Source organism: Methanobacterium petrolearium (assembly GCF_017873625.1).
GTDB lineage: Archaea > Methanobacteriota > Methanobacteria > Methanobacteriales > Methanobacteriaceae > Methanobacterium > Methanobacterium petrolearium.
This window is the reverse complement of sequence record NZ_JAGGKL010000010.1, coordinates 27501-49220: the sequence shown is the minus strand read 5'-3', so window position 1 is coordinate 49220 and position 21720 is coordinate 27501. Positions and strand designations below refer to the sequence as shown.

The window sequence follows — 21720 nt, the reverse complement described above, 5'->3', positions numbered from 1 at the left end:
TTCCATTATTATTTATTTCTACCTAATAAAATCCAAGTATTAACGCAAGTTTTAAAATAATGTTTTATTAATTATGGGAATAAATTTATTACTAATAAAGAAGGAATTCATTATAACAAACCCACTTTACCTTAAAATAAGGCCCTATTCTATTACATTAAAGTTAATAAATAATCAATCTTAATTACAGTAGTAATGATAGATTTTTATATGATTTCAAGCCAGATACTATCTTTAAGTCTGGATGGGTAAAATTTAATAATAGAAAAGATTATAGTTAGACGATGGAAACTTCAGCCCAATCTACCACTGATAAAACTAAAAATCCGGTGGCCAAATTCGAGGAATTCTTTAGTACCAAATACAAAGACACTGTATTCGAGGCTCTGGAGAAATATCCCGACCAAAGATCAGTTTTAGTTGATTATATAGAACTGGAAATGTTCGACCCAGACTTAGCAGACCTGTTAATCGAGAAACCAGAAGAAGTGATTAAAGCTGCTTCTAAAGCCATTCAAAACATTGACCCCCTTCGTAAGAATGCTGAATTACATATTCGCTTCGAAAACGTGCGAAACAACATACCATTACGTTATTTGCGCAGTAAATATATTGGTAAATTCGTGGCAGTGGATGGTATCGTCCGTAAGACAGACGAGATCCGCCCCAGGATCATGAAGGCGATTTTTGAGTGTCGCAGCTGCATGCGACTCCATGAAGTGCAGCAAAAAAGTAATATTCTCACTGAACCAGCTTTATGTCAGGAATGTGGAGGCCGTTCATTCCGTATTCTCCAGGAAGAGTCTGAATTCTTGGATACTCAAACTACTAAGGTTCAGGAACCACTGGAAAACCTTTCTGGAGGTGAACAACCCCGACAGATCAATGTTGTGCTGGAAGATGATCTTGTGGACACTGTAACCCCTGGAGATGTAGTAAGAATTACTGGAACCATGAAAACTGTCAGGGATGAGAAAACTAAACGTTTCCATAATTATATTTATGGTAACTACATCAGTGCCCTGGAACAGGAGTTCGAAGAATTAGATATCAGCCCGGAAGATGAAGAAAAGATCAAGGAACTGGCTGCTAATCCTGATGTTTACAATAAAATCATTAATTCCACTGCACCCTCTATTAAAGGATACCGGGAAGTTAAAGAAGCTATTGCCCTGCAATTATTCGGTGGATCTGCTAAAGAGTTGGAAGACAAAACCAGAATCAGAGGAGACATACATATTCTCATTGTAGGGGACCCTGGTATAGGTAAGTCCCAGATGCTTAAATACGTCTCTAAACTGGCACCAAGGGGTATTTACACCAGTGGTAAAGGAACCAGTGGAGTAGGTTTGACTGCTGCTGCTGTAAGAGATGAGTTTGGTGGTTGGTCCTTAGAAGCAGGTGCACTGGTACTGGGGGATAAGGGTAATGTCTGTGTGGACGAACTGGACAAGATGAGACCAGAAGACCGTTCAGCTATCCACGAAGCCCTGGAACAGCAGACCATAAGCATAGCCAAAGCAGGAATTATGGCCACTTTAAATTCACGTTGCTCGGTACTGGCAGCTGCTAACCCCAAATTTGGACGTTTCGATCGTTATAAATCTATCGCAGAGCAAATTAATCTTCCTTCAACAATTTTATCACGTTTTGACCTCATATTCGTGGTCGAAGATAAACCAGACACTGAAAAAGACGGTGCACTGGCCAGCCACATACTTAATATTCATCAAGACACATCAATCCCTTATGAAATAGATCCAGAACTTCTCAGGAAATACATTGCTTATGCTCGTCGGGACGTGCACCCCCACCTCACTAATGAAGCTATAGATGTTCTTAAGGAATTTTACGTAGGTATGCGTGGTGGTTCCGGTGATGAAGATTCTCCCGTACCCATAACCGCAAGACAACTGGAAGCACTGGTTCGTCTTGCTGAAGCAAGTACTAAAATCAGATTAGGACAAGAAGTGACTGCTGATGATGCTAAACGTGCAGTTAGTCTCCAGGAAAAATGTTTAAAACAGGTTGGATACGATCCAGAAACTGGTAAAGTGGATATTGACAAAGTAGAGGGACGTACACCTAAATCTGATCGGGATAAGATCAGAGTGGTCCAGGAAATCATCAAAGAATTGGAAGAGGAATATGGAGGACGTGCACCCACCAATATACTTATAACTGAAATGCGAGATAGATATAATATGAGCGAGGAAAAGGTTGAAGACCTGATCCGCCAGTTAAAACGAAAAGGAATCATTTACGAACCCCAACAAGGTTACCTGAGGGTTGCCTAAGCTGGAAACATCTTAAATTTTTCTAAATTCAAGCTAAATTCATTTAACAAGTTTTTATGAAATTCTATTTATGGAGGTATTAAATATGAGCGATTATGAAGAATTACTGGATAGAGCCGTCAAACAGATCCCCCCACAGGCACGTGAAACCAAAAGATTCTCTGTGCCGAAGGCCTACTCCATAATCCAGGGAAACCGCACAATTATTCAGAACTTCGGTGAAGTGGCTGATGCCATGAACCGAGACCCCCAACATGTTCTTAAATTCCTTTTAAGAGAATTGGGTACCGCCGGAAACCTGGAAGGAAACCGGGCCATAATGCAGGGAAAGTTCACCCATTACCTGATCAATGACCGGATGGACGACTATGTGAAACGTTTCATCATGTGTCATGAGTGCAACCGTCCCGACACCAGGATCATAAGGGAAGACCGTATCTTCATCCTCAAATGTGAGGCATGTGGTGCTAAGGCTCCACTGAAAACCCTTTAATTCCCTTTTTTTAATTTAATTCTTTTTTAAAATGACAAGTTCTATTAATTGAATACTGATAAATCAAGATTAGATATTATGTTCTGTATTGAGTGCGGTAAAGAAGACGAAGAACTGTTTAAAGGTCTTTGCAAAACATGTTTTGCTGCCAGGAACAGTTTGATCCATATACCCTCAGAGTTAGAGGTGGAAGTGTGCGCACACTGCTCCGCCACCCATGTGGGGGATAAATGGATGGAAACAGGGAAATCCGAAGAAGAACTTATTGCAGAAACCATAGTCCGTGAATCGGTTCCTGATGAAGATGCCGATGCAGTGGTGCTGGAAATAGATCTTCTTAACCAAAAGGGTTCCATGCTGGAAATACTGGTGATTGCTACTGGTAAAGTTGCAGGAGTGCCTATAAAAAGGGAATACAAAGTAAATGTCAAACTTAACCGAAGTGTCTGTCCGGAATGCAGCAAATATGCCTCAGGTTACTATGAAGCAGTACTACAGTTAAGAGCAGATGACAGATCTTTAGCATCTGATGAGATCCAGAGTGTTGATGATATCATCAAACATCAGCTGGAGAAATTATCCCGGAATAACCGTATGGCTTACCTTTCCCAGAGATTAGAACTTAAAGAGGGAGTGGATTACTATTTGGGCTCTTTGAAAGCGGCTCGGAAGATTTCGAACTCAGTTAAAGAGAATATGGGCGGAATTCTTGGAGAATCACCCCGCCTCATGGGCAGGGACAAATCTGCCGGCAAGGACTTATACCGGATATGGATATCTTTACGCCTGCCTTTTTTCCAAAAAGGCGATTTTTTAAACTATGGAGAACATATTGGACGGGTAATTGATTTAAATGGTCGAAAGATCACAATCCAAGACCTGGAAACAATGAACAAAACATCCCTATCCTGGCGTGAATATTCCAACCTGAAGATGGCAGTCATGAGGGATGATGTGAAGATTACTACGGTGACTTCTAAAACACCCACCCAAATCCAGTTACTTCACCCTGAAACATATCAACCCCTGGACCTGGATATCCTGCCAGAAATGTCTGAAATAAATATTGGAGATCAGGTGGAAGTAGTTGAGATTAAGGGAAAAATATACATTACACCACCCAAAAGATAAGGGCATAATAAAATAAGAAGGCAACAAAGAAATAATTGACTAATAACATTGATCATTGGTGATTACTATGGACATGGATTCAACAATTGATAAAATAACAGAAGGTACTCTGGAAGTGGTAACTCCAGAAGAACTCAGAGAAAAACTCATAAAAGACCAAAAAACAGCTTACATCGGATATGAACCATCAGGAAAGATCCATTTAGGCCATGCCATCACCGTGAAAAAAATGAAAACCCTGCAGGAAGCCGGTTTCAAGATCAAGATTCTCCTGGCTGATCTTCATGCTTATCTCAATGGTAAAGGAAGCCTAGAGGAAATAGAGGAAATCTCTGAATATAACAAACAATGTTTCCGGGCTCTGGGACTTTCTGAGGATACCCAATTCATTTTAGGAAGTAGTTTCCAGACTCAGGAAGATTACACCATGAAAGTGTATCAGTTAGCCCTATCCACCACTCTGACAAGGGCTCGGAGGAGTATGGCTCAGATAACCAGGGATGCTGAGGATCATCAGGTGGCAGAGGTTATCTATCCCCTGATGCAGGTGGTGGACATGCTATTTTTAAATGTGGATCTGGCTGTTGGTGGTATGGAACAACGAAAAATCCACATGCTAGCCCGGGACAATCTACCTAAATTAGGATTTACATCCCCGGTATGCATTCACACCCCACTCTTGCATGGTACAGATGGTTCAGATAAAATGTCTTCTTCTAAAGAAAACTTCATAGCTATTGATGATGAACCAGATGTAATTAAAAAGAAGATTAAAAAGAGTTACTGTCCCCAAGGTGAGGTTGAAGGAAATCCCATCATAGAAATAGCACACCATTTTATATTCAGCGAAATGGATACACTTCTTATTCAAAGACCGGAGAAATTCGGGGGAAACCTGGAATTAACCCAGGATGAACTCCTGAAAATGTATGGTGAAGGAGATCTGCACCCTCTGGATCTGAAAAATGGTGTTGCAGAATGTTTGGTGAATATCTTAGAGCCAGTGCGAAATTATCTTAAAACCCATAAAGAAAAATTATCTTAAATATGCAGGATGAATATATAAAAAGCAAATAAAGAAGGTGTTACCAAATGGGAGAAGAGATGTTATATGAGATGAGGATTCCTGCAGGAATCACTGAAAGGATCATGGCTGAAGTTATAATTAAATTTGACCTGGAACTCAAAAACACTGATGACGGCCCTATACTTTACGGTACAAAGGAAAACCTGGAAAATGCCCAGGACCATATTGTAAAAGCATTGAATCAACGTTTGAAAGAATTGGAAACCGGTAAAGAGGATTAAATACGCTAAATAAACTTTAAAAGAATTTTTAAACTAATTTAATCCTTATTTATTCAATTTCAGTATCTCCCTTCCCATAATTATTACTTACCGATTGTTGCTGATAGATTGATTTAAAAATCGATCAATTTTTGTGTTATTATCCAATTTTTTTTATATGCATAGGCTAAGCTTAGGTTTATATGCACATGCCAAGTTTGGGGGCTACTATCCTCTTTATATCATCATGCACTTTATTAACACCATTATTGGCATTTACCACCATGAAACCATGCTGGTCTGCCAGTTTAAGGTATCTTTTACGTACTTCATCCAGGAAATCCTTCTCTTCAAAGCTGTCTGAACCATCACATCTGGTTAGAGCGGTTTCTATTTCCAGATCCAAGAGTATCACCAGGTCTGGTTTTAGAGCATAATGGTTTATCTGCGCGATCCATTCTTCACCATTCTGGTAGGCCAAACTGGAGTAAAAAGAACGGTCACTTAGAACTATTCGATTCATATCTACCTCTTTTTGAATATGATCCATGAGTAAGGTTCGATCCGCAGCAAAAAGGAGAGCTAATGTCCTCTGAAAGCTTTCATCCTTTGCATCCGGGCTTTTAAGCATTTTTCTGATTAATTTTCCCACCATAGAATCGGTGGGTTCCCGGATACGAGTTACAGTGAGGCCACAATCCTCTAACCATTTTCCTAAAAGTTCCAGTTGTGTTGATTTTCCTGAACCATCAATTCCCTCTAAACAGATGTACATATTATATTCCTATGACGGCTTAACTAATAAGATTCACCCCTCTAAAACAGGGAGGGTGTGTTGAATCCAATATATTTTAAACGTTATAAATTATAATTCAACCAATGTGTGGGTTTTACCTCCCTCCCCCATAATCCACCCAAACGTAGTAAAAATTGCGTGAAGTGATGAGAATGTATATAAAAAATATGGATAATAAAAGTTAAAGACACTTTCCCACTTGCAAACAATATGGAAATTGTCTTATACCTTAAAAAAGTACTAAAGATTCATGGAACCCGGTGACATAATAGGACTGGCATTGGTCTATGGTTATGTGATCTTACTCTTGGTCATCTCTGAAAAAGTACTCAAAAAGTATCCGAACTTCAGCAGGAAGTTTCTGCATATTATGGTGGGTAATATCCTTTTTATTCTGCCTGTGTTCACATCTCGATGGGTTATGGCATTTTTAGCAGCAGCTCCATTTATTATTTTAACATTTCTAATGAGTCCGTCTTCTCCCTTAAAATTCAAGGACCGGATTTCCACTTCAGGCCATGGTTTAGGTCTGGTATACTATTCTATATCCTGGACTGTGCTGGCATTGATCTTCTTTGACCAACCCTGGATTATAGCAGTGGGCATAGCTGCCATGTCCTATGGAGATGGTATGGCTGCTTTAATTGGGAAACAATACGGCAAACTAAAATATAACATATCTGGAGATGAAAAAAGCCTGGAAGGCTCTTTAACCATGTTTTTAGTGCTTATAGCTGCCCTATGGATAGTTTTAGTCTACTATGGCATTCCTATCAACATAACTGTAATTGCCATTGTGGCTCTGGTGGCCACTATATTTGAGGCAGTGACACCCAAGGGTATGGATAACTTGACTGCCTGTTTTTCAGCAGTGATTTCTTATATTTTGCTGACAATATAGAGAACACATTTTGACTAGAATTGTTACCGTGTAAAATCACATAATATTGACTGAAAGTTACTGACCGTGTAAAACATCATAATTTAACTAACAGTGACTGGCAGTAGCACCATAATCTGACTAAAAGTGACTGGCAGCATAGAACAGACCATCGAATAAAGAGATGGTAAAAAAAATCACAGTGGATTAACATGCGTTTTATCATTGTTGATGGCCTGGATGGGTCTGGTAAGACCACCCAAGCCCAATTCATCCAAAAAAAATACCAATCCCTCGGTGAAAGTGTTATTCTAAGGGAACACCCTTCCCCTGATAATCCCTATGGTCAGAAGGCTAAAAAAGCCCTGCTTGGCAGAGGAAAAATTAATAAAATTAAAGCAGCGGTTTATTATGCAATGGATGTTATTCGTTCTGTAAAAAAATACAACAAAAACGCAGATAATATTATCATGGTTCGTTATCTGATGGGAGTAGCCTACTTACCCCTTCCCCTGGCCAAAATTCTTTACAAATTTTTTTGTCTGATCCTGCCCACCTCAGAATATATGTTTTTTCTGGATCTCAAACCAGAAGAATCCATTCAGAGGATGTCACAACGTGATAGTAAGGAAATGTTTGAGAATATGGATGATCTCATTAAGGTGAGGAAAAAGGCACTTGAACTGGCCAATGGATGGCATATTATCAATACCGCAGGCACCATTGATGATGCAAAAGATGAAATAAACATTATTCTGGATGAATTGGATGAAAAAGATGCTTAATATCCAATGAATCCATAAATCCGGTTAAACCTTCAATTTGCAGATTACCCCCCAATTACCCCCCCTCAACAAAAAAAATCCAGAAATTGAATGGTGGTGAGAAATGGACTGGGCGGGATTTGAACCCGCGGCCTCTGCCTTGCGAAGGCAACGCTCTCCCATCTGAGCTACCAGCCCAACTGATCTTATCTATTGAATTAAATATGATATTTACCTATTTGATTGGAGATTGAGTTATTTACTTGTATGGAAGATTTGCATTTTATTATCTGATTTGAGATTGAAAAATATATCTTACACTATCCTCACTTCTCTAGCTTATACGCCAACAACTTATTCCTAACAACTCCTGGCACCTATTGGAGAATTTTCATTTAACACAGGAATTCTGACAAGTTATATTCCCCTAATAGGATAACCAACAACTATTAATGATATGTAATTGTTTTCGAGTTTTTTTAAGTAATTATGAGCATAAATCACAGTTGTCTTTTGGGTTTTAAAATATTACAAAAATGACACATTTATTGATTTTCACCACCAATTCAGTGGGTTGTTACTATCATTAGAATGAAACGATCCATTAAAATAAGGATAAGTGCATAATTTCATATATGTAGTTAAATTACCATTCAAGTTTCATCAATAGGGATGCATCAGGGGGATATGAAAAATGATTGATAAAAGTGAGCTAATAGATCAGATTGAAGAAACTGAACTGGAAAAAACACCCGGAAAAGGGGACAGTTGGGAGAAACACATCTACCTCGAAGATAACACTATCCTAATTGTCGGTTATGAGGAAGAAGAATCATTCAGTGAACAGAATTCCCGGGGAGAAGCTGTTAAAAATTATTACTGGTTCTGGGAACTCCGGGACTCAAAAAATTGGGATGTGACTTTTGATAATCATGATAAAGAGTTCAGTTTTTGCGAGTCAACTGTTGGTGACTATACAGATCAGGACCGTGTGGAAGATATTGTGGGAGATATTGAAGAGGAAGATGTGTGCACCTGGAGTGAACAGGACTGGATCGAGGATATATCTGAAGAAATCGTAGAAGAAGTTATGGAATGGTTGGATAACCCTAAATGATTGAAAGTTACCCTAAAATTGATAATCTTAGAAAAAATTAAATTTTCCATCCCACTGAAATGATCTAATTAACCCCCTATTATTTCCAATAATTCAAACCCACTTTCTAGTCCAGATATTTCAGATTATTCTTTTAATCTCCCATCAATTATTCTCTTTTTTACTTTGTCTTCTGTTGTAAATAATAAGGCCAATCACTGCCAATACAATAATCACCAGCACCACGTTACCTAAAAAGGATATTTTAGCCTCTAAAGCCAGGTAAATGTTTCCAGAGAACCATGCCAGTAACCCCCAACCCAATATCTGCACTGCAGACCCAAAAAAGGTTGTTATGAGATATTTTTTGATGTCGTATTTGATTAACCCACAGAACAGGTTAATAACTATGGCCGGAATGATGGGGAGGCATCTGGCAATGAACATGAAAATATCATCGTAACGATTTTCATTGATGTGTTCTCCGATCTTCTCCACATCTTCCACTGAAACACCCAAATATTTGCTTGTTCTATCAATAAAAGGTGTTCCTAACTTATAAGCAAGGACATAGTATACTAAAGATCCTACAGTTATTCCCAGTGATGCTGGAATGACTATTTTTACGATTAAGGTTCCTAAATTCATAAGAGAAAAACTAGCTCCCTGCATGACCAGGAAGGTGGAAGTTAAAACTATCAAACTGGCTGGGATGGGGACTATGATCTGCTCCAGTATACAGCCTAAAAAGACTGCTAAAGACACATTACTAATAATAAATGATTCTGCACTGTTTATAATTGTAGATAACATGTTGTCCTCTAGATTAAATTTAGGTATTTTCCTATGAATATTCATCAATTCTATTTAAGTCTCATCCCCATTTTTGTATAATATTAGTATACCCACAAACATCAACACCCCAAACAACAATTGACTTATTTTTAATGGTTCTCCAAGCACTGAAAAAGCTATAAACGCCCCAAAGAGGGAGCTAGTGGAGTAAATAGATCCGGTACGGGTGGATCCAATTTCTCTTATGGCCAGATAGATGAGAACTATGGAAAAACTCATGCAAACCAGACCAATGAATAATAAAAGTGGGATCATATTCACAGGGAGGGTGAAACTCAATCCCAGGTAAAACGAAATAGTAAATAAAATTAATCCACCTATTGAACATTTAAGGCCAGTGAGAAAGAATACGTCCCTTTTGTTACTCAAAAATTTGGTTAAAATGGTGTCAAGGCTCCAGAAAAAACCAGAAGCGATCACCAGAAGACTGCCCACTAAATTCTGGTCAAATGAAAGATTTTGAAGATTGTTAGTGCTTAAAAAAATCGCACCTATCATTAAAAAACCAAAACCAAGTATATCTTTTGGTTTAACCTTTTCTTTAAGGAAGAATATTCCTAAAATAATAATGAACAACACTTCAAAATTGGCTAAAAGAGCAGCGTTAACTGCAGTTATCTGATTCAAACCATTCAGATATAATGCAGGGGCCAGCACAGCCCCAAATATGGCTGTTAAAAATAGGGTTAAGTAATCTCTTCGGGAGATGTTGATTTCCACCTTAGTCTCCCTGTGGAGGATTTCCAGAATTTTGTCGTGTAAAGGAGATACACGTATCAAAAACAGGAAGGCACCTGCCAGGGTGTAAACCATGGCTGCAAGAGCCAAAGGATGTAGATAACCAAGTAAGGTTTTATCCAGAGTAAACCAGATCCCAAAGAGCAGTGCCACCAGTAATGCACTTAAATATCCCCATAAACGATTCATGTTCCATCTATCCTCATGTTACATTAGTATTATTCAGATAGTCTATAATTCAGATAGTCAATTAATTGTTTATGAACTTATCAGTAAAATATTAATCTGGGCATTGATATCTGATAATTAGGGTTTTGTGAAATTATCTGGAAGTAAGAGTGTTTTTATGAAATTAACAATTACACATATTGAATTAATAAATAAGAGGGATGATGATGAAAATTGTTTATCTTCTGGTATTTGATGGCCTATCAAACAGGAAAAACTGTAAACTGATTTAAATTGATTGGCATCTTACAATTATTCTTCATCCAAACCCCACTTTTTCCTGAACTTCAGTTTTTCTTCGGCTGTCATCCAGTGACTGCCATCACAGTAGGGTTTATTTTCTGATTTTCCACAACGGCAGAGGGTTACACGGTTACGGGTTTCATATTGGGTGCCATCAGACGATTCTACGGGTATTCCACCCCTCACCCATATCGGACCCTGACATCTTTTTTGATCATCATGCACCAGGACTATGGAAGGTTCGAACTGGTTTTCAAATGTTTTTCCGGTTTTTTTATCCCAGAGTACCAATCTTCCAGAGGGACAGATCATTGCCTCTTCTATGGCAGTCTGTTTAGCTTCTGGGTTGTTTGATTCCTGTATTAGTTTCCTGATTCCCCCAGATCGGAGGCAAAATCGGGAGTGATCACAGAATTCCGGGACGTCAGTTAATCTTAGCTGGGGGCCTTCAAATATCTCGGCTTTTTCTATGTAAGGTTTTCTGCTAGCAGTTTCCGTGCCATCAAAATCAATATCATTATGTGTTCCATCACAGAATGGTTTATCCTTTGATTGACCACAACGACAGAGATTGTAGGTTTCCATGGTGCTTATTTCCTGTTCATCAACCAGATCCTTGGTGTGACCGGCCTCGTCTGTGATTATGATTTGCTCATATAACCGAACACCACCTGAAACAATATACGGACCGTTTTCAACGATTTTTATCTTCATTTTATTTTTCAAAAGATTATCTTTAACCATAACAACCTACCTCTTTGGGGGGGGGAGTATTATCTGATCTTTACCCATTATCTTTAACCTTTCCATTATCTTTAATGTTCAATTTAAATGCCAGTATTTTATATTAATAAACTGCCTAATACTGATTTGTCTAGTTGATTTTAACAGACACCTGATTGACTGATGCCCATGTATTTGAATAAAGATTTGGTATGAATAACAATTACATTGAAAAAAAAATTAATTGAATAATATATGGGGGTTTGAAACCTGGTTATAACTCTATTCACCTTAATTCCAATAAGTCTCATTATAATTGTGATCATTGCATTTTCTATGCTATGGCCCCTGGCAATTGGTGCTGCCTACTCCCCCTCATCCATGAAAGTGGTTAGAAGGATGCTTAACATAGCAGAAGTTGGTGATGAGGACGTGGTATATGATCTGGGCTCTGGTGACGGTCGCATAGTTATCGAAGCTGCCCAAAAATACCATGCATGGGGAGTGGGGGTTGAAGCCGATCCTTTAAGAGTGTTCTGGTCCCGGCTGAAGATCAGGAACATGGGACTTCAGGATCATGTGAAAATCATCTGGGGTAACCTGTTCCACCAGAACATCCACCATGCCACGGTGATAATCCTTTTCCTCTGGGGAAAAACTAATGAAAATTTAAAGGAAAAACTCCAGGAAGAACTTGAACCAGGAACCCGGATTGTGTCATATGTATGGAAATTTAAAGGATGGAAACCAGTGAAAGTAGATAAAAAAGAACGTATATATCTTTATATCATTGGTGAAAGTAACAAAACCAAGCATGATTCTGATGAAACCAATCCTCAATTAATAGCTGAATATGGGGAATGAATAACTAAGATTAAAAATAATATAAACTCAGAATAATGAACTTAAAAATGGTGAACCAAGGGCGAATGCCAGGAATACAATTGCCATCCCAATTTTTATTCTTTTAGATATTTTTCTAGTGTTTTTTAGGGATTGGTCATGCAATATGGACACTGCCCCTGCAACAAAAATAACAATGGCGATTATGAGAATTATAAGGTAGAATATGTTGAATATGTCCATAAAATAGAGTACAGGACTGGTTAAACTTGCAATTAACATGAAACCCGCTGCAATTATTGCAGATGTTCTTTTCCCGTAGACTATGGGTAGAGTGGTGGCACCTTCTTTTTTATCACCATCAAGGTCTTCCATGTCCTTGACAATCTCCCGGGCCATGGTCATTAAAAAGGCATAGATCCCCAGATAAATTGAAATTTGGATCTGACCCACAGCTATACCTCCAAAAACAAAACAAAACCCTGTTAAAAATGAAATGCTTATGTTTCCAATGAAACATTTTGTTTTCAGATCTTTAGCATAATAAATCATTAAAAGGGAACTTAAAAGAGCGATTAATCCCAGAAGCCAGTTGATCAAGAAGCCTATAATTATTCCAGTGATGAACAATAAGATGGAATAAATTAGTGCTGTTTTTAAGGCAATTCTCCCAGAAGGAATTGGGCGTTCTGGTTTGTTAATAGCATCTATTTTGTGATCAAAATAATCATTGATACTGTTTCCGGCACCAGTAACCAGGAAAACCACTACCGCTGCCATTAAAGCTTCTAAGGTGAACTGGCCGCTGATTACTGCCATTAAAAAAATGGCAATAACCGCCATTACCGCATTCCCTGGTCTTAAAATTTCAAGATAAGGATTCATAATAACACTTAATTATCTTTTCAAATCAAATAACCAAATATCCACTATACTAAAAACAATACAGCTAATTTAATTACTCTTTCATAGAATCAGCTTTCATCATCATGCGTTTTAGATTTCCTGGCCATATCCCCTAGTTCTTCCCTGCATTTTCTAAGTTCACGTTTAATCAGTGCCAATTTCAGATACAAATAGAGTGCTAAAACCAGGAAGATGAAAACCAGGATCAGTAAAAAACCAGTAATAATGCCGGCAGCCATTGCTTGCCAAAGGATGGTGAAACCATAAACCAGGTAGAACACCGCCCCAATGATTCCAATGATAAGTGCCAGTATTAAAACTATTTTCAAAGTTTTTAAGAGCTGTTCTGTTTCCATATTTTCACTTGAGCATATTTATTGTAGAATTTTATTATATAATTTGCCCATATAATAAATATTGAACTTGAGTAGTTATTGAACTTGTATTGAAGTTGAGTAACTATTGAAATTGTATTGAAGTTGAGTAGCTATTGAAATTGTATTGAAGTTGAGTAGCTATTGAAATTGTATTGAAGTTGAGTAGCTATTGAAATTGTATTGAAGTTGAGTAACTATTGAACGTGTATTGGATTTGAGTAGTCAATTGTTCCCGTCCTTAGATAAACTTATTACTAAATCAACACTAATCATTCGAGGATAAATGTCAAAAATCAACATACCCGAACTTTTAGCCCCTGCTGGTTCCATGAAAGCTTTAAAAGCTGCTGTAAATGCAGGAGCAGATGCAGTTTACCTTTCCGGTAAAAGATTCGGTGCCAGACAATTTGCCCAGAATTTCAGCTCAGTTGAACTGGAAAAGGCATTGGAATACGCGCATCTTCGTGGTGTTAAGGTTTACGTAACTGTGAACACTTTGATAAAGGAAACTGAAGTTTCCAGGATGGCTGATTATCTTGTGCAACTCTACTCTTGGGGAGTGGATGCTGTGATTGTGCAGGATCTGGGTGTGGCACAACTTGCCAGAAAACTTGTACCTGACCTGGACCTGCACTGTTCTACCCAAATGACAATCCACAACCCCCAGGGAGTTATTTGGGCTGCAAATAATGGATTCAAAAGGGTTATACTTGCCAGGGAGATGAATCTGGAAGATATTGAAGCTACCGCCTGCCAGCTTTCCAGAAAGATAGAACTGGAAGTGTTCGCCCATGGAGCTATCTGTTATTCCTATTCAGGACAATGTCTCCTCTCTTCATTCATAGGAGGGAGGAGTGGTAACCGGGGTACGTGCGCCCAGCCCTGTCGTAAAAACTATCAGCTCATCCTGGCAAAAACCGATAAGTACGGGAAATATAAAGATCACCAGGAAATACCCTTAAAAGATCATTACCTCCTTTCAACCAGGGACCTTGCAATATATTCCCATCTGGATAGGATAACAGAGGCACCTGTGGATTCAATTAAAATAGAAGGTAGGATGAGGCCTCCGGAATACGTGGCCAGCGTGGTTAAAATCTACAGGGAAGCACTTGACAGGATTGCCCTGAAAAAATGGAAACCGCAGAAAAAAGAGCTTTCAACACTTGAAATGTGTTTCAACCGGGGTTTAACTAAAGGTTGGCTCCTGGGTGCTCTTAACCAGGAAATGATGGGAAGAAGCAGGCCGGGTAACCGGGGTTTATTCCTGGGGAAAGTTGTAAATTACCATAAGCACGACAAAAAAACAGTTATTACCATCAAAAGCATGTTCAAACCTGAAAAGGGTGACGGAATCCTGTTTAAACAGCCAGGTAAAAAAAGTGATGAAGTTGATCTCTGGGGAACTGTACTTAACCATTCCCCTGAAATCAGGAAGGGTAAACTATTTTTAAAACTGCACAAACCAGTTAAAGTGGGAAGTGAAGTGTTCATAACCCGGAGAAAATCTCTGATTGATAGGGCCCAGGAAATAATGAATAATCCACAATTACCCCAAAAAATTCCACTGGACCTGGAGATAACATTGAACTCTGAACTGATTCCCCTAATCAATGTATATGTGGTGGAACCTTCACTAAAAAACATGGAAGTTAAGTATAAAGCCGATTTTTCTATGGAAAAAGCAAAAAAACAACCACTTTCTCATGAGACAATTATCAATCAGCTCAGGAAAACAGGGGGTACACCCTTCATTATCAGAAACATTCAGATGGATTATCCTGGAAATCTATTCACCCCCATAGGTAATTTAAATCATTTACGCAGACAGATGCTGGAAAAAGTCCAGGAAAAAATATTAACTATATATCAACTGCCTTCAGATGAAATAAAATGTGCAAAAAAACGTTTGTCGACTTTTAAAAAGGATTTTGTAAGAAAAAGTAAAAAAACAACAGAAAAATGGAAAATGAGGGAATTAGAGGAAGAAAATAAAAAACCACTCCAAAAACAACCTCACCCCCCTAGTATATTAACTGTTTACGTGGATTCTATTCCTGCATTGGAAGCTGTTCTTGAAGCAGGATGTGGGAAAATATATTTCCAACCAAAAATAACGAATTCAAAATGTGATAACAATTTAAATAAGGGTTTTAATTGCTTGAAACCGGATGTAAATTATGAAATCTATTTTGAGAATATGGCTTTGCTTTTAAAAGAAGCATCATCATTAGCCCGAACTTACAAATCTGATTTAATCTGGAAATGGCCAGATATTACTGATAATAATTATGTTAAAGGAGCAGCCAGTCTTCTTAGAAATTTGCCTGAGAAAACAATTTCTGGCGTGATGGTTGGAGGTTTGGGGGCTCTTTGGGCTTTAAAGGATGGTTTTGATTCTGTGAAGTTATATGGATCAGGAGCTTTAAACATCTGGAATCACCTGACTGTGGATGAACTGTCCCCATTTCTAGAAAGTTTTACCTTATCCCCGGAACTATCCAAGGAAGAGTTAAAAAAGGTGATTTTAAACTCAAGTGATTTGCCCTCACATGAATTTGAATTCTTAGTTCAGGGAAACATGGAAGCCATGGTAAGTGAAGATTGTCTTTCCTGTATCTTAAAGGACAAAATTCTCCCCAGAGAATCCCTTGAAGATCGACAACATCAATTTTTAGGAATAAAAGACCCTAAAAACAGGATATTCCCTGTGAAAATTGATGATGAATGTCGCACTCATGTTCTGAATTCTGTGGAACTGTGCCTTATTGATTACCTTCCCCTCCTTTTAAAGATAGGTTTTGATAGCTTGGTGATTGATTCCAGGGGAAAACCAGCTGATTATGCTTGGAAAATGTTTTCACTCTACCAGACTGCTTTAGAATTAAGCATTCATGGTGATCCTCATCAGGATAACAAATTGCACAACCTTAAAAAAAGGGTTAAAAAGATATCAAATGGTGGGATAACAACAGGAAACTTCTTGAGGGGTGTGGAAGAAGATTAATAATCGAAAACATGAAATGATATTGTTTGAAAGGACAAAATATTGTTTTAAATAAAAGAATAGAATGTTGTTTAAAATAAAAATTGGACTAAAAATGTAAAAATAGATCTAAAAGGTAAAAAATAGTTTATGGATTAAAACGGTAAATTGAGCCATTCAAATACTCCTATCATTTTCAAGGCTATGTATGTCAGGAGGATGGCAAATAAGTACTTTAACTTTTTAGCAGAAAGTTTATGAGCGGTTTTAACACCCACCCTGGCCATAGGTATACTGAAACCCGCCAAAACCACAAATTGAACTAAATTAACGTATCCCACTGAGTAGGGAGGCAGTCCAGTGGCGTTCATGCCTGTGAAGATGTAGGTTATTATTCCACCAATGGATGCAAAGACAATGAAGGCTGTGGAGGTTCCAATGGCTTTGTGAGTTGGGAATTTAAGGAGAATGTTAAGTATGGGAACCATGACCACTCCCCCTCCAATCCCCAGAAGTCCTGAAGAAAAACCTCCCAGAAATCCCCAGAAAACATAAGTTGGTTTTGAATTAGATGTTCCTTCTTCTGTTTCAGAAGATTTGGAGCCTACCATCCATAATGCACTGAATAGGGCTAATAAACCAAATATAAAACTTAATATGGCTGCTGAGATGTTACTTGCTATTCCTGCACCAATGATGCCCCCACATAATCCAGATATTCCCAGAAAGATGGAAGGAACTACCAGGACTGCTCCACGTCTCCAGTGACCATAGGCTCCGCTTAGAGCTGTGGGAAGGATTACTGCCAGGCTGGTGGCAAAAGCAATCCTTATGGATGTGTCAGGATCTATGCCCATTGACGTGAGAAGGAAGAACTGGACAGGTGCCATAATGAAACCACCACCCACTCCCAGGAGACCTGAAGCAAAGCCTACAAATGTGCCTGTGGCAACAAGAATTAAGATATATGTTATAAGTTCCATTTAGACTCATTCCTTAACTTAAAAAAATCTTTAATAAAATTTCCTAAGAGATTGATTTATTGATAAGATCATATGTCCTTTTTCATTGATTGAATATCCCCTTAAAACTTATTCTAATATTTTAAACTGAGCTTTATAACATTTTTTGAAGGTTTTCTGGAGTTAGGGTTATAACTCTCAGATCATGGTTTATATCTTAAAGAGCAAAGTTAAAACCAGGAAAAGTTCAAATAAGTTTAAGTTAAAGAATTCACAAAAATTAAACGATTTCACTTTAACTCAATGATCTAACGGGATCATGAGGGTGAATCAGTACCGGTGAGACATTTGGATCTGCGTGAGATTAAAGGCATAGGTGATAAGTTAGCCTCAAGGATCATAAACCATTTCGGTAGCCAGGAGGAATTCCTGCGCTCTGCACATAATTATGAAGTGTATCGGCTGGCGAATATGGAGGGAATAAGTCAACGTCGGGCAGTGGAGATCATCAACACAGTTCTGGGCAATCCCACTGAAGAGTTCCTGAAAACAGAAAGATCCGTTCAGATCTACGAGGAAATTATCCAGTGTATGATACAATATGCTAGCACCGACTACGCCCGAAACCGGGTTCTTCTCCTAAGCCCAAGTAAAGATCCCCATGAAATCAAGAAAAATCTGGAAATGGTTATGGAAGCCAAAGAAAGGGTTTCCCAGCTCCCCATAGATGATCTTAAGAATCTATTGAAAAATGTGGATTTTACTAAAATATCCAAACCAAAATATGACACTTCTAAAGCAATTTTAGTTGAATCTAGAGATGATTACACCCGTTTAATGGATGGTGGGCTTAATCAGCACGCACAGATATTGAGTATTAGTGAAGTGGGAAGTCTGGATGAATTCGAACTGGTGGTTTATGTATACCGAGAGGGTGTTCTGGAATTGGAGGAAACATCTAACCTGACCATGGTTAACGGAGATGTTGAAGATTTCGAAATCGTTCCAGAAATTGTTTTATCATATTATAAAGATAACCAGGTTCTTTTAGAGAACATTCTAAACATAAGGAAGATACTTGGATATGAATCTGTTTTGGGAGATGTTTTAGATATATTGAAATCTTTGGAATCTTCTGATCTGGATGAAAAATTATTTGATGATGCTGTAAACCATGCCAAAGAAAAAGCAGATAAAAGATTAGAAGATGCCATTAAAAAGGTTGACCTGTCTGGCGAAGAGGTTTTAGATCTCCTAAACAAAAGCATGCCCCCTAAAATCCAGGAGATATTCAACCATATCCTGAAAGATACTATTGATGATATTAAAAAAGATACTGGTGTTGGTTTTGATCCTTTTATCCAGAAATATCCTCTTGAAATAGATGAACAAGAATTGGAAAGGGTTAAAAAGCAGGAAATTGGGAAACAAGAGGTTAAATCTTTTGAAAATAGAGTTAATGCTGCTTCTGAACTTGAAGTGATCAGGAGGGATGTTGAAGCTGAGATCAAAGAAATACTGGAATTTGACTACCAGTTTACTCTGGGGTGTTTCGCCTACTTTTACGACTTACATGACCCACTCTTAAGTGATGGTTTCAGTTTTAAGGATGGTTTACATCTCAATTTAGCACTTGAAGATCCTTTGCATGTGCAGAGAATCAACTATTCCCTCAAATCACCGGATAATGTGGTTCTTCTTACCGGTGCCAACAGTGGAGGTAAAACCACTCTCCTGGAGACTTTGGCACAGATCAGTATTATGAGTCAGATGGGTTTACCTGTCTGCGCCAGGGAAGCCAGGGTGAAACTGGTTGACGAGCTTTATTTTTTCAGTAAAAAACGTTCTCTGGATGCGGGAGCATTTGAATCGTTTTTAAGCACGTTCATGCCAATAGTTGTTAGGGAAGAAGAGAAATTAATCCTGTTAGATGAGTTAGAGGCAATTACTGAGCTTGAAGCAGCAGTGAAGATCATTTCCAGCTTCATAAATTTCATCCAGGATTCTGAATCTTTTGCCATTATTGTAACCCACATGGCCAGGGAAATACTTAAAAATACAGATGTAAGGGTGGATGGTATCGAAGCCAAGGGCCTTGACAATGATTACAACCTGATTGTGGATCGTACCCCTAAGATGAACTACTTCGCCAGGAGCACCCCGGAACTGATACTGCGGATGGTTTACGAAAGATCCGAGGGTAAATTGAAAGATATTTATGGGAAAATGTTGGAAAGGTTCTAAAATCATGTTGATGTTCTAAATCCATCAAACACTCCATTAATATAAAAATTGATAAAAAGAGAATTGGGAAAGGGTAATAAAAAAATAAACCCTTAGATATAGATTCCTGAACCTACCAGGTAGGTTTGATTCTGGTACTCTGCTTTTTTGATATAAGTTATTTTCAGTGAAGGTGCGGTTTCTCCAGGTTTGGGCCACATGTATTCTACCCAGCCACTTCCATTTTCAGCAGTTTGAATGAACAGTTTTCCAATTGGTTTTCCGTCAGAATCAACTAGATCAGTCATGTTTTTACCTTCACCACTTGGATCAGGAGGGTAAACAACCCTAATACCATCTAACTGCCATACAAAGACGTAACTATCATTATGAACCCATTCAGAACTGCGGAGTTCTGGAAAAGCTGCCTCGCCATTTTCATCAATAAGTTGAACCGCCTTATCAACCAACAAAACCAGTTCAGCTTTTTGTTCACTTTCAACCTTCTGCTGGTATAACACTCCAGTTAAGGCAACCAGAATAATTATGACTACCAAAAAGATTTCAATTTTTTTCATGTTCCCTCCCACAAAACAGTTTTAACAATGGTTTTATATACGAATTTTTTTCCAATCTTCCATGTTATATTATTTCATTCATCTCTATTTTTATTTTAAATTTTTTCAAATATAACTTTCAGGGTGTTGGTTAATTCTGATTCAAATCCTGCTTTAATTAGGAAAGATATGTCAGATTCACTTTTAAGAATAAAATTCAGCTCTATTGATGATTCTCCCATTTCAAGAATTGGCTGATCACAAGCAGCGGCTTTTATTCCTTCAGTAAGAGTCAATATACCTTTTGCAAGTTTTTCATCCAGTTCAAGCAAGCCATAGGCTGATTTTTTTCGAGTTTGAGGAGTTTTCAAGGTTAAAAATATGGTTTGAACTGATTTGGCAGAAATGTCTGAACCGATTTTCAGTTTTCCCAACAATGGAATCTGTAATGTTACTCCTGCCCCTGCATTCTCTGATGCTATTGACTTCAACTTTAATTGAATGCTTTTAATTTTCATCCCAGAAGATTCCATATTTTCCTGAGTTTCAATTAAAGCTCTTTTCACGCTGCCAATAATCTCACCAACAGCAACACCTTCACTCTCCCCTATTCCCCCATCAGAGTTTAAAACTCTTTTTACCGATTTTTTATCCATTTTAATCACCGAAAATAAATTATAAAGGATTTTCATATGGTGAAAGGATCCTTTATGATCATAAAATTAGTACTTTATAATGAATGTTTAATAATATTTGATTTATATTTTCTGTGTTAAATACAATGAAGCTATGATTCAATATGCAAAAAATAATTTGATTGAAATATCAACATATAAATTAACAGTTTAATACAATAAGGAAAAATTAAGCCATGAAAATCATAGGAATCGATTTAGCAGGTAAACGTGATAATCCCACAGGAATCTGTGTTTTAAACCTAAGAAAGGCCATTAGAGGCAATATCGATCTCTGTACACTTTATTCTGATGAAGAGATTTTAGAAAAAGTTAATTCCGTGAATCCATATTTGATTGTAGTTGATGCTCCTTTATCATTGCCTAAAGGGCGTTGTTGTCTGGAAAAAGATTGTGAATGTTCGGTTGGTGGGCATTTCCGTCAGTCTGAACGTGAAATACGTATATATGGATCAGTGCTGCCTTTGACTTTCAGGGGGATGAAAATGTTGACCATGAGAGGTGTGGGTTTGGCCAGGGTTCTTAGTGACCAATACCTGTTAAAAGAGACTCATCCCCGCACAGCTCAGAAGATACTGGGTTTTGAAAATCTTAAAAAAGATCTGGGAAATTATTTCCATTTTAATATTGATCCCAATGA

At 38.0% G+C, this 21720-nt stretch carries 21 protein-coding genes and 1 tRNA gene (1 of these 22 cut by a window edge); 12 read left to right on the top strand and 10 right to left on the bottom strand.

What is annotated here, in order from left to right; translation table 11 throughout:
* The first annotated feature begins 284 nt into the window (after positions 1–284).
* The 5 genes from mcm to J2743_RS09735 all read left to right on the top strand — a co-directional run bounded on the left by mcm (position 285) and on the right by J2743_RS09735 (position 5229).
* Positions 285–2297: a minichromosome maintenance protein MCM gene (mcm, locus tag J2743_RS09755; RefSeq protein ID WP_209626695.1), complete on the top strand. Its 2013-nt coding sequence runs from the start codon at positions 285–287 to the stop codon at positions 2295–2297.
* A gap of 85 nt (positions 2298–2382) precedes the next feature.
* On the top strand, positions 2383–2790 hold the full coding sequence (locus tag J2743_RS09750) for a translation initiation factor IF-2 subunit beta (protein ID WP_209626693.1): 408 nt from the start codon (positions 2383–2385) through the stop codon (positions 2788–2790).
* Positions 2791–2868: 78 nt separating this feature from the next.
* On the top strand, positions 2869–3921 hold the full coding sequence (locus J2743_RS09745; RefSeq protein WP_209626691.1) for a 60S ribosomal export protein NMD3: 1053 nt from the start codon (positions 2869–2871) through the stop codon (positions 3919–3921).
* 67 nt (positions 3922–3988) lie between these two features.
* Complete coding sequence (locus J2743_RS09740; RefSeq protein ID WP_209626689.1) at positions 3989–4966, top strand: tyrosine--tRNA ligase; 978 nt, start codon at positions 3989–3991, stop codon at positions 4964–4966.
* 47 nt (positions 4967–5013) lie between these two features.
* Positions 5014–5229 carry a hypothetical protein gene (locus J2743_RS09735; RefSeq protein ID WP_209626687.1) on the top strand — a complete coding sequence of 72 codons (216 nt, stop codon included), beginning with the start codon at positions 5014–5016 and terminating at the stop codon, positions 5227–5229.
* A gap of 178 nt (positions 5230–5407) precedes the next feature.
* On the opposite strand, the gene tmk is transcribed toward J2743_RS09735, so the two are convergent.
* The gene (gene tmk, locus J2743_RS09730; RefSeq protein WP_209626685.1) at positions 5408–5983 is read right to left on the bottom strand and encodes a dTMP kinase; all 576 of its coding nucleotides are present in this window, start codon (positions 5981–5983) and stop codon (positions 5408–5410) included.
* A gap of 271 nt (positions 5984–6254) precedes the next feature.
* Here tmk and J2743_RS09725 point away from each other — a divergent pair, with 271 nt between their 5' ends.
* Both J2743_RS09725 and J2743_RS09720 read left to right on the top strand, forming a co-directional pair.
* Positions 6255–6905, top strand: a complete 651-nt coding sequence (locus J2743_RS09725) for a diacylglycerol/polyprenol kinase family protein (RefSeq protein ID WP_209626682.1) — start codon at positions 6255–6257, stop codon at positions 6903–6905.
* 191 nt (positions 6906–7096) lie between these two features.
* Entirely contained in the window at positions 7097–7669 is a 573-nt protein-coding gene (locus tag J2743_RS09720; protein ID WP_209626681.1) for a nucleoside/nucleotide kinase family protein, read from the top strand.
* A 104-nt stretch (positions 7670–7773) separates the two neighbouring features.
* On the opposite strand, the gene J2743_RS09715 is transcribed toward J2743_RS09720, so the two are convergent.
* A tRNA-Ala gene (locus tag J2743_RS09715) sits at positions 7774–7846 on the bottom strand.
* A gap of 496 nt (positions 7847–8342) precedes the next feature.
* Here J2743_RS09715 and J2743_RS09710 point away from each other — a divergent pair.
* Entirely contained in the window at positions 8343–8765 is a 423-nt protein-coding gene (locus J2743_RS09710; protein ID WP_209626679.1) for a hypothetical protein, read from the top strand.
* A 144-nt stretch (positions 8766–8909) separates the two neighbouring features.
* On the opposite strand, the gene J2743_RS09705 is transcribed toward J2743_RS09710, so the two are convergent.
* The 3 genes from J2743_RS09705 to J2743_RS09695 all read right to left on the bottom strand — a co-directional run bounded on the left by J2743_RS09705 (position 8910) and on the right by J2743_RS09695 (position 11552).
* Positions 8910–9557, bottom strand: coding sequence for a DedA family protein (locus J2743_RS09705; protein WP_209626676.1), 648 nt, complete (start codon positions 9555–9557; stop codon positions 8910–8912).
* 54 nt (positions 9558–9611) lie between these two features.
* Positions 9612–10526, bottom strand: a complete 915-nt coding sequence (locus J2743_RS09700; RefSeq protein WP_209626674.1) for a DMT family transporter — start codon at positions 10524–10526, stop codon at positions 9612–9614.
* A gap of 291 nt (positions 10527–10817) precedes the next feature.
* Entirely contained in the window at positions 10818–11552 is a 735-nt protein-coding gene (locus tag J2743_RS09695) for a CDGSH iron-sulfur domain-containing protein (protein WP_209626671.1), read from the bottom strand.
* Between the two features lie 315 nt (positions 11553–11867).
* Between J2743_RS09695 and J2743_RS09690 the strand changes: the two genes are divergently transcribed.
* Positions 11868–12395, top strand: a complete 528-nt coding sequence (locus J2743_RS09690) for a class I SAM-dependent methyltransferase (protein ID WP_245248224.1) — start codon at positions 11868–11870, stop codon at positions 12393–12395.
* Between the two features lie 27 nt (positions 12396–12422).
* On the opposite strand, the gene J2743_RS09685 is transcribed toward J2743_RS09690, so the two are convergent.
* Entirely contained in the window at positions 12423–13259 is an 837-nt protein-coding gene (locus J2743_RS09685) for a UbiA family prenyltransferase (RefSeq protein WP_209626669.1), read from the bottom strand.
* 89 nt (positions 13260–13348) lie between these two features.
* A complete protein-coding gene (locus tag J2743_RS09680) occupies positions 13349–13636 on the bottom strand; it encodes a hypothetical protein (RefSeq protein WP_209626667.1) in 288 nt (95 codons plus the stop codon).
* 304 nt (positions 13637–13940) lie between these two features.
* Between J2743_RS09680 and J2743_RS09675 the strand changes: the two genes are divergently transcribed.
* The gene (locus J2743_RS09675; RefSeq protein ID WP_209626665.1) at positions 13941–16664 is read left to right on the top strand and encodes a U32 family peptidase; all 2724 of its coding nucleotides are present in this window, start codon (positions 13941–13943) and stop codon (positions 16662–16664) included.
* A 134-nt stretch (positions 16665–16798) separates the two neighbouring features.
* Here the strand turns inward: J2743_RS09675 and J2743_RS09670 are convergent, their stop codons facing one another.
* Positions 16799–17626, bottom strand: a complete 828-nt coding sequence (locus J2743_RS09670) for a sulfite exporter TauE/SafE family protein (protein ID WP_209626663.1) — start codon at positions 17624–17626, stop codon at positions 16799–16801.
* A 327-nt stretch (positions 17627–17953) separates the two neighbouring features.
* Here J2743_RS09670 and J2743_RS09665 point away from each other — a divergent pair, with 327 nt between their 5' ends.
* The gene (locus J2743_RS09665) at positions 17954–19849 is read left to right on the top strand and encodes a MutS-related protein (RefSeq protein WP_209626661.1); all 1896 of its coding nucleotides are present in this window, start codon (positions 17954–17956) and stop codon (positions 19847–19849) included.
* A gap of 92 nt (positions 19850–19941) precedes the next feature.
* Here the strand turns inward: J2743_RS09665 and J2743_RS09660 are convergent, their stop codons facing one another.
* A complete protein-coding gene (locus J2743_RS09660; protein WP_209626659.1) occupies positions 19942–20406 on the bottom strand; it encodes a cache domain-containing protein in 465 nt (154 codons plus the stop codon).
* Positions 20407–20501: 95 nt separating this feature from the next.
* The gene (locus tag J2743_RS09655) at positions 20502–21041 is read right to left on the bottom strand and encodes a trypco2 family protein (protein WP_209626657.1); all 540 of its coding nucleotides are present in this window, start codon (positions 21039–21041) and stop codon (positions 20502–20504) included.
* A gap of 215 nt (positions 21042–21256) precedes the next feature.
* On the opposite strand from J2743_RS09655, the gene J2743_RS09650 reads away from it, so the two are divergent.
* Positions 21257–21720 carry the 5' portion of a DUF429 domain-containing protein gene (locus tag J2743_RS09650; RefSeq protein ID WP_209626655.1) on the top strand. The gene runs 145 nt beyond the window's last position, so 464 of the gene's 609 nt are visible here — the first part of the coding sequence; its start codon is at positions 21257–21259; its stop codon lies beyond the right edge, outside the window.

Excerpts from the sequence above, each read along its gene's own strand:
- J2743_RS09745 (WP_209626691.1), top strand. The coding sequence starts at position 2,869 with ATGTTCTGTATTGAGTGCGGTAAAGAAGACGAAGAACTGTTTAAAGGT.
- J2743_RS09695 (WP_209626671.1), bottom strand. The coding sequence starts at position 11,552 with ATGGTTAAAGATAATCTTTTGAAAAATAAAATGAAGATAAAAATCGTT.
- J2743_RS09735 (WP_209626687.1), top strand. The coding sequence starts at position 5,014 with ATGGGAGAAGAGATGTTATATGAGATGAGGATTCCTGCAGGAATCACT.
- J2743_RS09660 (WP_209626659.1), bottom strand. The coding sequence starts at position 20,406 with ATGAAAAAAATTGAAATCTTTTTGGTAGTCATAATTATTCTGGTTGCC.
- J2743_RS09720 (WP_209626681.1), top strand. The coding sequence starts at position 7,097 with ATGCGTTTTATCATTGTTGATGGCCTGGATGGGTCTGGTAAGACCACC.
- J2743_RS09750 (WP_209626693.1), top strand. The coding sequence starts at position 2,383 with ATGAGCGATTATGAAGAATTACTGGATAGAGCCGTCAAACAGATCCCC.
- J2743_RS09685 (WP_209626669.1), bottom strand. The coding sequence starts at position 13,259 with ATGAATCCTTATCTTGAAATTTTAAGACCAGGGAATGCGGTAATGGCG.
- J2743_RS09675 (WP_209626665.1), top strand. The coding sequence starts at position 13,941 with ATGTCAAAAATCAACATACCCGAACTTTTAGCCCCTGCTGGTTCCATG.
- tmk (WP_209626685.1), bottom strand. The coding sequence starts at position 5,983 with ATGTACATCTGTTTAGAGGGAATTGATGGTTCAGGAAAATCAACACAA.
- J2743_RS09680 (WP_209626667.1), bottom strand. The coding sequence starts at position 13,636 with ATGGAAACAGAACAGCTCTTAAAAACTTTGAAAATAGTTTTAATACTG.
- J2743_RS09725 (WP_209626682.1), top strand. The coding sequence starts at position 6,255 with ATGGAACCCGGTGACATAATAGGACTGGCATTGGTCTATGGTTATGTG.
- J2743_RS09655 (WP_209626657.1), bottom strand. The coding sequence starts at position 21,041 with ATGGATAAAAAATCGGTAAAAAGAGTTTTAAACTCTGATGGGGGAATA.
- mcm (WP_209626695.1), top strand. The coding sequence starts at position 285 with ATGGAAACTTCAGCCCAATCTACCACTGATAAAACTAAAAATCCGGTG.
- J2743_RS09710 (WP_209626679.1), top strand. The coding sequence starts at position 8,343 with ATGATTGATAAAAGTGAGCTAATAGATCAGATTGAAGAAACTGAACTG.
- J2743_RS09700 (WP_209626674.1), bottom strand. The coding sequence starts at position 10,526 with ATGAATCGTTTATGGGGATATTTAAGTGCATTACTGGTGGCACTGCTC.
- J2743_RS09670 (WP_209626663.1), bottom strand. The coding sequence starts at position 17,626 with ATGGAACTTATAACATATATCTTAATTCTTGTTGCCACAGGCACATTT.
- J2743_RS09690 (WP_245248224.1), top strand. The coding sequence starts at position 11,868 with ATGCTATGGCCCCTGGCAATTGGTGCTGCCTACTCCCCCTCATCCATG.
- J2743_RS09705 (WP_209626676.1), bottom strand. The coding sequence starts at position 9,557 with ATGTTATCTACAATTATAAACAGTGCAGAATCATTTATTATTAGTAAT.
- J2743_RS09740 (WP_209626689.1), top strand. The coding sequence starts at position 3,989 with ATGGACATGGATTCAACAATTGATAAAATAACAGAAGGTACTCTGGAA.